We start from the raw sequence: 12,480 nt of genomic DNA, 5'->3' as shown, positions 1-12,480 counted from the left end.
CAACAATCTTTTAGAAAAGAGGCCTTTTATTAAAAGGGAGGGAACTATATGACAAAGTCTCAACAAGTAACTGTATCTTTTTCAGTCGTACCTCATGTGACATCAGATGATTTATACGGAGTGGTTGATAAGGCGATTGAAGTTGTACAAAAGTCTGGAGTCCGATATGAAGTAGGAGCAATGGAAACGACAATGGAAGGTGATCTTGATGAACTTCTAAGCATTATTAAACAGGCTCAAGATGCGTGCACTGAAGCGGGGGCAATTGAAGTAATAACGACTGTGAAAATTCATTACCGTCCAACTACTGGAGTAACCATTGATGAAAAAATCGCAAAGTATCGTGAGTAATATGGAGAAGAAAAAGTCATTCCATTTTTTAATCACCATTAGTTGGCTCCTATTGTTACTGGTCATTTGGCAAGGGATTGTTGTCGGATTTCATGTAAGTGATTGGATATTGCCCAAGCCTACAAGTATCGCACAGCAATTATATGATATGAAAGATATATTATGGCCAAATATATGGCAAACTTTACAAGAAGTATTGTTAGGTTTATGTCTATCAATTTTGCTTGGAGCGGCAGTTGCGATCATTATGGACGTCGTTCCGATTTTCCATGTCCTAATCCGTCCATTACTTGTCATTTCTCAAACAGTACCGATTGTTGCAATTGCACCGCTGCTCATCGTTTGGTTTGGATTTGGTTTACTTCCAAAAATGCTTGTTGTCATCTTAATCTGTTTTTTTCCGATTACATTAAACATATTGGAAGGCTTTCAAACAGTTGATCCAAATCTATTGAAACTATTTAAAACAATGCATGCGAAAAAGTGGCAACTCTATCAAAAAGTAAAATTCCCTGCAGTGCTTCCTTATTTTTTTTCAGGACTTAAAATTGCTGTTACCTACAGTGTAATGGGGGCTATTATTGGTGAATGGCTAGGGGCAAGTGAAGGATTAGGAGTTATGTTAACGAGGGCAACAAAATCATTCTTAACATCGCAATTATTTGCGATTGCGGCAATTATTGTCGGCTTAACTTTTATTTTATATACAATTGTAGAATTATTACAAAGATTAGTGGCGCCATGGATATACAGAAAGGGAGAGAAGAAATGAAGAAATTGATGCTTGTTTTTGCTGCACTTATGCTTGTCGTTGTGTCAGGTTGTTCTGGCAATCAACAATCAAGTAATAAACAAAAGAAACTACAAAAAGTAACAGTCGTACTGGATTGGTATCCTAATACGAATCATACAGGTCTCTATGTTGCAAAAACGAAGAATTATTTTAAACAACAAGGGTTAGATGTGAAAATTATCCAACCGGGAAGCAATGTGACAGCTGAGCAAATGGTTGCTTCAGGTAAAGCTGACTTTGGTGTAAGTTACCAAGAAAATGTAACAACCGCTCGTGTTGAAGGTATGCCAATTGTTTCAATTGCAGCCGTTATTCAGCATAATACATCTGGCTTTGCCTCTTTAAAAAAAGATCATATTACATCACCTAAAGATTTTGAAGGAAAACGTTATGGAGGCTGGGGAGCGCCATCTGAAGCGGCCGTTATTAAATCTGTGATGGAAAAAGACCATGCTGATTATAGTAAAGTGAAAAACATTGTTCTTGGTGAAACGGACTTTTTTAAATCAATTGGTCGTGATGCTGATTTTGAATGGATTTACTATGGCTGGGATGGAGTAGAGGCTGAGCGTCAAGGTAAAAAATTAAATATCATTATGGTAAAAGATTTAGACCCTGCTCTTGATTATTACAGTCCAGTTCTCATTACAAGTGAAAAGCATGCAACAAAAGATCAAACATTAGTGAAAAAATTTATGAAGGCAACATCTGAGGGATATCAATTTGCAATTAAACATCCTGATCAAGCAGCAAATATCTTTATTAAAGATGTACCAGACAGCAACAAAGGGTTGGTACGTGCGAGTCAAAAATGGTTAAGCTCTAAGTATCAAGATGATGCAAAAGAGTGGGGGGTACAAAGGGAAGAAGTATGGAGCAGATATATGAACTTCCTATATGAACATAAAGTAATCAAGAAAAAAATCGATGTTCAATCTGCTTACACGAACAAGTTTCTTCCAAGTGAAAAATGAAGCAATTAGATATTCAAGGAATTTCAAAATCGTTTCATCAAAAAGTCGTATTAGCTAACATAAATGCATCCATCCGGCCAGGTGAATTTGTCTCTTTTGTCGGGCCAAGTGGCTGCGGGAAAAGCACTTTATTAAATATTATTGCTAATATTGAAAGTGCAAATGATGGAGAAGTACTTTTTGGAGGGAAGAATATTGCTGACCAAGATGTCATTAGCTTTATGCCCCAACAAGATTTGCTTCTCCCGTGGCGAACAGCACTTCAAAATATTGTCCTTCCGCTTGAACTGAATGGAGTAGGTAAAAAGGAACGTTATAAAACTGGAGCTGAAGTACTGCGACAATTTGGATTGGATGAATACATGCATCATTACCCTTCATCATTGTCAGGCGGAATGAGGCAGCGCATTAGTTTTTTAAGAACATATTTATGTAATAAACCGCTTATGCTGCTTGATGAACCGTTTGGAAAACTAGATGCTTTTACAAAAATGGAGGTTCATCGCTGGCTGTTGAACTCGTGGGAGAAAGGCAACCAAACAATTATCATGGTTACGCACGATTTAGATGAAGCCATTTTATTATCTGATCGCGTATTCGTCATGTCAAAGCAGCCGTCTACGATTGTCCATGAATTATCAGTCAATCTACCGCGGCCAAGAAAACTTAATATGCTAGCTTCATCCGAGATGAAAATGGATAAAGAAGAGCTACTGCGTATACTATCTTCTTATCTAACAAAATAAAGGGACGGAGATCCATCTTAAAAGAGATGTGATCTCTGTCCCTAATTGTTAACTTTTTAAAGCTTTATATGAAGCATCATATTCTACTACTACACCATTGCGGTTCATTTTAAGGATTTCTATTTGAAATTGTGGATAAATTGCTCTTAGATGTTTTGCAATTCGTTCTCCGTCTCCATATGGGACTAAAGAAATGATGGTTGGTCCTGCACCGCTAATAACTGTTCCAAAAGCTCCAAGCGTTTTTGCTGCTTCTCTTACTTCGTGAAAGTGTGGAATGAGCTCAGAACGATATGGTTCATGAAAAATATCCTGTTCCATCATTTTTCCGGCAAGTTCATACTGCCCGCAAAGCAGCGCTGCAATTAGTACATTGCTCGTTGCACTGCCCCGAACGGCATCTTGGCGTGAATACGATGAAGGAAGAACTTTCCGAGCATCGTCTGTTTTTAACTCAATATTTGGTATGAAGACGAGAAAATCAACCATTAAATCATAAAAGGGAACAACCTCAAAACCATTCTCCTTATTTTTTGTTGCTATAATAAGACCTCCAAATAATGATGCTGCAACATTATCTGGATGTCCCTCTATATTTGATGCAAAATATAATTTTTCTTGATCTGTTAACGATAACTGTCCGACTTGATTCGCAAGTTCAATTCCTGCAACAACTGCGGATGCACTGCTTCCAAGCCCGCGGGCCAACGGGATTTCACTGTCGACAACAACCCTGCAAGGGGGAAGGCTTTTATGATAATGATCTGCTACTTGCTTGGCAATTTGTAATATAAAATGGTCATCATTGTCTGGAAGCGGTGGAAGCAAAGTGGAAATTTGCTCAAATTTCCACTCGTGATGTTCGTATACTTTTAAAGTTAGAAAACGATTAAGGGAAATACCGACTGAATCAAAACCTGGTCCAAGATTTGCTGTGCTGGCAGGTACTTGAATAACCAATTTGTTCATACGAGAACCACGCTTGAAATATAATCTGCAACCACATCTTCCTTATTAGGAAGAACGACAGGTTGAGCACTTACTTGTGATATTGCAGTTTGAGGATCCTTTAAGCCATTTCCTGTTAAGACAGAAACGACCTTGCTGCCTTTTTTAATTTGACCATTTTTCACCTGTTTAAGCACGCCTGCGATTGAAGCACATGAACCTGGTTCAGCAAATATCCCTTCATTTCTTGCTAATAATTGAAAAGCTTCCAAAATTTCCTGATCTGTTACAGAGTCAATAGTACCGTTTGATTCGTCTCTAGCAGCAACAGCGAGCTTCCAACTTGCCGGATTACCGATGCGGATGGCCGTCGCAACTGTTTCAGGATTTTCAATGACCCGATCTTGAACAATTGCTGCAGCGCCTTCTGCTTCAAAGCCATGCATTTCTGGAAGACCTGTTTGAAATTTTTGATGAAATTCTTTAAACCCTTTCCAATAAGCACTAATATTTCCGGCATTTCCTACAGGAATAGCTAAAACATCAGGGGCTGCTCCAAGCTGATCACAAATTTCAAATGCGGCTGTTTTTTGACCTTCTAGACGATAAGGATTGACTGAATTTACAAGTGTCACAGGTGTTGTTTCGCTTACTTTACGTACAATTTTTAAAGCTTCGTCGAAGTTTCCTTCAATTTCAACGATTTCTGCTCCATACATCATTGCTTGTGCTAGTTTACCGAGAGCAATTTTTCCGCTTGGAATAACAATGATTGCTCTAATCCCAGCTTTTGCTGCATATGCTGCTGCGGAAGCGGAAGTATTTCCCGTTGACGCACAAATAATTGATTTGCTTCCTTCTTCAATTGCCTTGGCTACAGCCATAACCATGCCGCGGTCTTTAAATGACCCTGTTGGATTAGCGCCTTCTAATTTACCGTACAGTTCAATTCCTAATTTTTCGGATAATCGTTCAAATGGAACTAAAGGTGTATTCCCTTCATGTAATGTTAAGAAAGGGGTTTTCTCCGTAATTGGTAAGAATGCTTCATATTGTTTTATAAGTCCTGGCCAGTTCATTATTTATTCTCTCCTTCAACTCGATAATAGCTATTTACTTGTTTAACGACAGGCATTTCATTTAATTTCAATAACGCTTGTTGGAAACGGTCAAGAGATACTTGGTGTGTGACGATAATAATTTCCGCTAATTCATCTCGTTTATCAGGTGTTTGGATGATGCGTTTAAAGCTAATGTCTAATTCACTGAAAGCGGTTGTAAGCTGTGAAAACGCACCTACTTGATCTTTTAAATGGAGACGAATATAATACTGACCGAATCTTTGATCCAATGATTTTAGCTTTCTCTTAAATCGCGGCTTTGATAGATTACGTCCGTTTATACCAAGTTGCATATTTTTGATAGCAGCAATTACATCACTTACTACTGCTGTTGCGGTTGGCAAGCTGCCGGCTCCAGGACCATAAAACATTGTCTCACCAATTGCTTCGCCATTTACATATACTGCATTGAATTCGTCTTTAACAGCTGCAAGGGGGTGGCTTTTTGCAATGAAAGTAGGCTGTACACTCACTTCGATGCGCTCATCTTGGCATTGGGCCATACCGATTAATTTCATTGTATAACCTAGCGTTTTTCCGTAATTTAAATCTTCTGATGATAGATTTGTAATTCCTTCTACTTCAACGTCATTAAGACTGACATCGGTAAGAAATGCAAGTCTTGCAAGAATAGCCATTTTTCTTGCTGCGTCTAATCCTGCTACATCAGAAGTGGGATCAGCCTCAGCAAAACCAAGTTCCTGAGCTGTTTTTAACGCTTCTTCATAGGAAACGCCTTCGTCCATCATTTTCGTCAAAATATAATTTGTTGTTCCGTTAACAATTCCCATTAGTTTCTGAATTCGATCAGCTACTAAGCCATCCGTAAGGCCCCTTAAAATTGGAATTCCGCCGCCTACACTAGCTTCATATAATAGGTCACATTGATTCTTCCAAGCGATTTCTTGAAGTTCTGGGCCATATAGTGCTATTAAATCTTTATTGGCTGTGACAACATGCTTTCTATTCTGTAACGCTTCTAAAATATATTGACGGGCTTCGTCAATGCCTCCCATTACTTCAACAATTACATCAATATCTGGGTCATTTAGTACGTCTTCTGGATTAGTTGTAATAGAGGTGGGATCAATTTGAACATCACGATCTTTTTCAACATTGCGAATCAAAACTTTTTTTACTTTTATTTGGCATCCCAGTTGGTGCACAAGTTCCTCCTGATGCTGTTCGATCAGTTTCACGACACCTGTGCCAACTGTCCCTAATCCTAATAAGCCAATTGATAAATCTTGTTTCATTCGATCACACCTCATTTTTGTATTTTACAGAAAAACATTTGTATTTGTATGGTAGACATTATAACAATCTTTACGACTGTAAACAAGACTATTTTTTTAAAAAGTTCAAAATATTTATTGAAAACGATTTCCTTAAAGCCATTCATATGAACGTCAAGCCGCCAGTGATTAACAGCTTGACGTTTCATATCATGCTCCAATGATATGGTGCGGATAATCGTGTAAACATGTTTGAATAATTTCAGTATTTGTTGCTTCATTTTTATGAAGCATTTTTTGAGATTGAGGAAGAATATAATCAAGCGGAGAAATAGATGGTTCACCGCAAATATCAAGTCCATGCACGGTTTTCCCTCGGATTAATTCCTTTATATAGTTTAGTAATGTTGCTTTATCCATCATCCCTTGGTCCCAATTTGTTTCCGCATCATGATGGTTGAGAACGTCTTTATCAATACTAATATAAATATCGTCTGTATGAATCGTAGATAAGATTAGTTTAGTAGAATAATCTTGACAATGATTGAACGGGAATATACTGATCAGTTCAGATGATTGAATAGATTCTTTAATAGTAGTAGGACCGATAATAACCACTTTTTGCAGCATTGGAATATTGTGAAGTGCGTACGAAACCCATGTACCACAAGAAAGCATGACAGCATCATGATTTATATCGAGGTCAGGATGGTTATCAAATAAAACGAGAGAGAAGGGCTTTGTTAATTCTTGAAGTAGTAAGTAACTTACATAGTGATAGTTACCATTCCCGAGAAAGGTAATCCCTTTATATTTTCGCTGTTTTAAACGCGATTTTATTAGGGCTAATGATTTCTCCTCGCAATATAGATTGACGTGAAGCAATTTTTTGAGATTAATTGTTTCGTGAGGGAATTGATAAAGTTTTTGTTGCTGATCATAAATATCATCAAATTGTAAAATCGTTATACCCTTATTTAATAACCCCATCATCATTCATCTCCTATTTGGTATTCGAATTGGTTATCATAAGGTATGTTATAGGCAAAATATTCCTAATTCTCTACATGTTTGTATTTTAACATACTTGAAATGAAAGGGCATGTCTTTCGCATCGTTTCTATTAGCCATCTTAGTGTTGGAAACTGAATAACAATCCAATAAAAAAGGGCCAAGAACTAACGGTAACACCGTTTGTCATGACCCTTAAGTTATACTCTATTTAATGAATTTAAAATCTGAAAGAGGCCAGAATAATACATTCGCCTTCCCGATGATTTTATCCATCGGTACTACTCCGATCATTCGGCTGTCTCGACTGTTTCGTCTATTATCTCCGAGTACAAAAACCGTTCCTTTAGGTACTGTATCTCGGCCAATTACATCTTTTAGCTTGAAGTTTTCTGTGAGAAGTGTGTTATTACCGTATTGTTCTTTGTACATTTTTTTATAAGGCGCTAAATACGGTTCTTTATAAGCTTTTCCATTTATATATAATGTGTCGTTCTTATATTCAATACGGTCGCCAGGTAATCCTATCACCCTTTTTACGTAATTATCTGTTTTTGTCGCGTGGAACACAATAATATCAAATCTTTTAGGCTTGCTAATTTTGTTAAGAATTAACCTATCTTGGTTATGGAGGGTAGGCATCATAGATTGTCCATTCACAACAACAGGCTCAAATAAAAAGCTACGAATTACAACTGCTAAAACTACTGCAATAAGTAATGCCTTCGTCCATTCCCATATTTCATTTTTCTTTTTACTTTTCTTTTTATTTTCCATCGTAACATCCCTAATCGTATATTTTTTTTATCACATCATATCACAATTTTATAGAGAACATTTAAACGTTGCAACTCATTAAAATATTTTTCGATAATTATAAATTTTTTATAATTTATAATTACAGAAACCTAATGAGCTAATTCTAATGCTTGATTTTTGAAAAATAGCGTTAAAATAAAGATAAGCAGTATGGAAAGAAATAAACCAACCAATGTTCATATCTCTTGTTTGCCTCTTAAGTTTTTCCATGTTCTGTCTTTTTATTACATACGAACAAAGCAGGGCAAAAACGATGAAACAGCGCGAGTTGTTGTTTAAAAAGATTAGGAGGGATCGGATGCACATTTACACTAGCAGTCAAATTAAAAAAGCTGACCAATTGGCTGAAAGTCTTGGAATGGAAGGTTTCGCATTAATGGAGAATGCTGGAGGCGGCTTGTATCGTTCTATTTCTCCGTTACTATTAAAGCGAGATGTTATAGCGGTTTTAGCTGGCAGAGGGAATAATGGCGGTGACGGGGTTGTACTTGCCCGTTATTTACAAATGAACGGCTATCAAGTTCATCTTATGTTTCCAATGGGTGAACCAAAAACAAAGGAAGCTGTTCAGCATTTGCAATATTACAAGTCATGCGGATTTGAGGTTATCCCTTTTAATCAAGCTGCCAATTATAATTGGATTATTGATGGATTGCTCGGGGTTGGCGTTAGATTGCCATTGAAAAGGGAATTAAAACATGTAATTGAGTGGATAAACAGTCAAGAAGCAACAGTCATTTCTATTGATGTACCAACAGGTGTCGACAGTGATACAGGAGAGACAGATCTCCAAGTAGTTCAAGCTGACTATACTTTTTCATTGCATGGATTTAAACCCTCTTGCTTTTTGTATCCGGCTGTTTCTCATTTTGGAGTGACAAAAGTTATTGATATTGGGTTGCCACATACGGGACGATGGAAAGTTTGGAACAGGGACGATGTAGTACAAACATTGCCGAAGCGTAGAGCTAATGCACATAAAGGAACCTTTGGAACAGGATTGCTCATAGCAGGTAGTGATGACATGCCAGGCAGTGCTGTCCTTTCTGCAATTGGTGCACTGCGATTTGGAATTGGTAAACTATCTGTATTAACAACAAAAGAGGCGAAACAGATCATTGCGAGTATTGTACCTGAGGCAACTTTCCTTATAAGGGATTTAGCGAAGCAAGAATTGATTGCTGATATTGATCCGTTTTCATGTATTGCAATTGGACCGGGTTTGCCTCAGGATGACGTTTTGGAACAACTCATTCATGAGATTCTAACTAAAGAAATTCCGGTTATATTAGATGCAGGTGCTTTACGTAAAAGAGAGTATCCATACCGTAAAAATCCAATTATCTTGACGCCACATCCGGGGGAATTTGTAAGAATGACAGGTATAGCTACAAAACAGCTCGAATCAAAACGAATTGAACTGGCCTCCAAATACGCGGTAGAACATCATGTAATTGTTGTGTTAAAAGGTCAATATACGGTGATCGCATTTCCAGACGGCAGCGGTCTTATAAATGTAACAGGCAATGAAAGTTTAGCGAAAGGAGGGAGCGGGGACACTTTAACAGGCATGCTTTTAGCGAGTCTTAGTATCCATCAAGATGTAAAAGCAGCTGTAGCAAATGCAGTTTATATTCATGGTTTATGTGCTGATAAATGGATTGAGGATAACGGTTCTTCCACTTTGGTTGCACACGAGTATGCAAATTTATTGCCAATCGTTATGCATCAAATAGAAAAGGAGATGAATAATAATTGATATAATTGTGCATAAACATAATCTATACAAGTTCTTAATTTATTTTTAATGGAATAATATTAAAATTGACGACAGGGAAAAGACTCGAATTAGAAAGGGGTTATAGTGTAATAGGGAAGTGATGGAATTATTATTGGCTAGGATAGCGATATGTTTAGTTGCAGTATTGAGGACAAATAACAAATTAATTATATAGAGGTGTATTACGTGAGCAAAATAAAAAAAGCAATTATCCCAGCTGCTGGATTAGGTACGAGGTTTTTGCCAGCAACGAAAGCAATGCCGAAAGAAATGCTTCCAATAGTCGATAAGCCAACAATTCAATATATTGTAGAGGAAGCAGTAAATTCTGGTATTGAAGATATTATCATTGTTACTGGTAAAGGAAAAAGAGCGATTGAAGATCATTTTGATAATGCATTTGAACTGGAACATAATTTAATTTCAAAAGAAAAGTATGATTTACTTGAGAAGGTTCGTCAGCCAGCACAAGTTGATATTCATTATATTCGTCAAAAAGAACCAAAAGGTCTCGGTCATGCAATATGGTGTGCTCGTAATTTTATCGGGAATGAACCTTTTGCAGTATTGTTAGGTGACGATATTATTGAGGGAGAATCTCCGTGTCTAAAACAGATGATTGATGTTTTTAACGAGGTTCAGTCGAGTGTCATTGCCGTTATGGAAGTTCCCAAAGAAGAAACGGACCGTTATGGGATTATCGATCCATTAGAGCAGAATGGAAGACTATATGATGTTCGAGGCTTTGTAGAGAAACCGAAAATTGAATATGCCCCTTCAAATGTCGCGATTATCGGTCGATACATTTTAACACCTGAAATTTTTCAGTTTTTAGAATTGCAACAAGTAGGTGCAGGCGGAGAAATACAATTGACAGATGCAATTTCTAAATTAAATGAAATCCAAAAAGTATTTGCATATGCATATGAAGGTGTTCGCTATGATGTCGGTGAAAAATTAGGTTTTATTAAATCAACGATTGAGATGGCATTATCCCGCGAGGATTTAAGAAGTGAAATGATCAAATACCTCCAAGAAGTAAGTAGTAGAATGCGAAAATCTCTTATTTAAATAGGATATGAATGAAGAAATCCATTATTTTAATATAAATAGTGGATTTTGTTTGTTTAGAAGGGGGATTTATAAAAAATTCTTTAAGATGAGTATGCTGTACTGATCTTTTACAGCAATAGAAAGGAGTTGCTTCAGCGTATTAGCAGAAGACTCGTTTTAAAGTATAAACAAGGGTTGAAAATCATTTTAAAAAAGGCTAGGACAAACCTCAAAAGTAGTTAGCTGAAGAGGAATATTGCACAAATCAGCTTCAGAAATATACGTAGACTCCTGAGGGAGGCTCACCAGCCGCCCGCGGAAAGCAAAAGATAATTCCGGAGCGAGTTGGAGTGCGATATTCGGGTTTCTTTAGTTAATATATTCTTGTCCTAGACTCTTTTTTTGTTAAGCAAGTCCTAGTTATTATTTGCAATAATTACCGATAGCAAGCTGATGCAATAGATTATTGGATTGAAATTATTGATTACAAGATTTAACATTATAGTCGGACTTTATTGTAACTACTGCACTATGATTTTTTTATTGAAAGAGGGGTTAGATGGGAATAAACTTTGAACATACTGCAATTAGGTGGATTATTACACTTATTTATGCTCTTATAGGAGGATATTTGTTTTCGCTAGTGCATTTGCCTATTCCGTGGTTACTAGGCTCTTTAGCTGCAGTAATGATCGGCTCCAAAGTCGGGAAAGTGCAGCTATACTGGCCTGTCGAGCTGCGAAATACTGGCTTGGTTATTGTTGGATATACAATTGGGCTCTCTTTTACAAAAGAAGCTATTATTGAAATTTTTTACCAGCTGCCATTTATGTTGCTGATTACACTATTGTTGCTTGGCATGGGTGCAGTGTTTGCTTTAATTGTCTCTAAAGCAACAGGGGTTGACTATCCAACGATTTTAACGGGAAGTATTCCAGGCGGCTTATCACAAATGGTGACATTAGCAGAAGAAATCAAAGGAATTGATTTAACGGTTGTAACATTTATTCAAGTTACCCGCTTATTACTTATTGTATTTTGCATTCCTTTGCTCGTTTTAAGTCCATTACTGAATCAAGGGCAAGTTGGAGAAGCAGTGAAACAGACAGCGGCAAGCTGGGGTCCGCTATTTCCCAATATTTTTATCTTTACGATTGTGTGCATTATTTTTGCCTTTTTAGGTAAAAAAGTTAAGCTCCCGACACCATTTATGCTCGGACCAATCATTGCTACGACCATTTTATGTTTGTCTGGTCTTCATGGAAGCAGCCTGCCTCCGATTTTATTAGATATTTCACAAATTTTAGTTGGGACTTATATTGGTTTAATGATGAAACCGGAAAAATTACAAAATAAAGTAAAAATTACTTTCCTGGCTATTTTAACAGGACTCGGTTTAATTGCTACTTCATTTTTATTATGTTTTATTCTTGTGAAACTATTTGGAGCAAGCGTAGTTACAAGTTTTCTCAGTGTCGCGCCTGGGGGTATGGATCAAATGGGATTGCTTGCACATGAAGTTGATGCCGATATTTCTGTGGTTTCTTCTTATCAGATGTTTCGGATTTTCTTCATTTTAGTTGCCGTTCCACCTTTCTTAAAATGGTTGTTTAAAAGAAAGTTTATAAAAACAAAAGCGAATGAGTAAA

Annotated in this window: 12 protein-coding genes; 7 read left to right on the top strand and 5 right to left on the bottom strand. The window is 37.0% G+C overall.

Features of this window, described 5'->3' with window-relative positions; genetic code table 11:
• Positions 1–48 precede the first annotated feature (48 nt).
• From G4D61_RS07960 to G4D61_RS07945, 4 genes are read left to right on the top strand one after another with little or no spacing between them, the layout of a single operon-like run.
• Complete coding sequence (locus tag G4D61_RS07960; protein ID WP_035348994.1) at positions 49–351, top strand: MTH1187 family thiamine-binding protein; 303 nt, start codon at positions 49–51, stop codon at positions 349–351.
• A complete protein-coding gene (locus G4D61_RS07955) occupies positions 323–1,123 on the top strand; it encodes an ABC transporter permease (protein ID WP_035348992.1) in 801 nt (266 codons plus the stop codon). Before G4D61_RS07960 ends, G4D61_RS07955 begins: the two co-directional genes overlap by 29 nt.
• Entirely contained in the window at positions 1,120–2,118 is a 999-nt protein-coding gene (locus tag G4D61_RS07950) for an ABC transporter substrate-binding protein (protein ID WP_163173644.1), read from the top strand. The genes G4D61_RS07955 and G4D61_RS07950 overlap by 4 nt, the downstream gene beginning before the upstream one ends.
• Positions 2,115–2,864, top strand: a complete 750-nt coding sequence (locus G4D61_RS07945) for an ABC transporter ATP-binding protein (protein WP_025730638.1) — start codon at positions 2,115–2,117, stop codon at positions 2,862–2,864. Before G4D61_RS07950 ends, G4D61_RS07945 begins: the two co-directional genes overlap by 4 nt.
• 48 nt (positions 2,865–2,912) lie before the next feature.
• Here G4D61_RS07945 and thrB read toward each other — a convergent pair whose 3' ends face one another.
• The 5 genes from thrB to lepB form a co-directional block, all read right to left on the bottom strand.
• On the bottom strand, positions 2,913–3,833 hold the full coding sequence (gene thrB / locus G4D61_RS07940) for a homoserine kinase (protein WP_025730636.1): 921 nt from the start codon (positions 3,831–3,833) through the stop codon (positions 2,913–2,915).
• Positions 3,830–4,891 (bottom strand): threonine synthase, encoded by a 1,062-nt coding sequence (gene thrC, locus G4D61_RS07935; protein ID WP_025730634.1) that lies wholly within the window; start codon positions 4,889–4,891, stop codon positions 3,830–3,832. Before thrC ends, thrB begins: the two co-directional genes overlap by 4 nt.
• Positions 4,891–6,189, bottom strand: coding sequence for a homoserine dehydrogenase (locus G4D61_RS07930; RefSeq protein ID WP_025730632.1), 1,299 nt, complete (start codon positions 6,187–6,189; stop codon positions 4,891–4,893). Before G4D61_RS07930 ends, thrC begins: the two co-directional genes overlap by 1 nt.
• Positions 6,190–6,378: 189 nt before the next feature.
• Positions 6,379–7,158, bottom strand: a complete 780-nt coding sequence (locus tag G4D61_RS07925) for an arginase family protein (protein WP_025730629.1) — start codon at positions 7,156–7,158, stop codon at positions 6,379–6,381.
• A 228-nt stretch (positions 7,159–7,386) separates the two neighbouring features.
• The gene (gene lepB, locus G4D61_RS07920) at positions 7,387–7,956 is read right to left on the bottom strand and encodes a signal peptidase I (protein WP_025730627.1); all 570 of its coding nucleotides are present in this window, start codon (positions 7,954–7,956) and stop codon (positions 7,387–7,389) included.
• A 340-nt stretch (positions 7,957–8,296) separates the two neighbouring features.
• On the opposite strand from lepB, the gene G4D61_RS07915 reads away from it, so the two are divergent.
• From G4D61_RS07915 to G4D61_RS07905, 3 genes are all read left to right on the top strand, one after another.
• Positions 8,297–9,757: an NAD(P)H-hydrate dehydratase gene (locus G4D61_RS07915; protein WP_163173642.1), complete on the top strand. Its 1,461-nt coding sequence runs from the start codon at positions 8,297–8,299 to the stop codon at positions 9,755–9,757.
• A gap of 207 nt (positions 9,758–9,964) precedes the next feature.
• Complete coding sequence (galU, locus tag G4D61_RS07910) at positions 9,965–10,849, top strand: UTP--glucose-1-phosphate uridylyltransferase GalU (RefSeq protein ID WP_025730199.1); 885 nt, start codon at positions 9,965–9,967, stop codon at positions 10,847–10,849.
• A gap of 541 nt (positions 10,850–11,390) precedes the next feature.
• Entirely contained in the window at positions 11,391–12,479 is a 1,089-nt protein-coding gene (locus G4D61_RS07905; RefSeq protein ID WP_025730203.1) for an AbrB family protein, read from the top strand.
• Position 12,480: the final 1 nt, after the last annotated feature.

The organism is Heyndrickxia ginsengihumi (assembly GCF_011008565.1).
In the GTDB taxonomy this organism is placed as follows: Bacteria; Bacillota; Bacilli; order Bacillales; family Bacillaceae_C; genus Weizmannia; species Weizmannia ginsengihumi.
The sequence above is the reverse complement of the archived record's forward strand: the minus strand, read 5'-3'. Positions and strand labels throughout refer to the sequence as shown.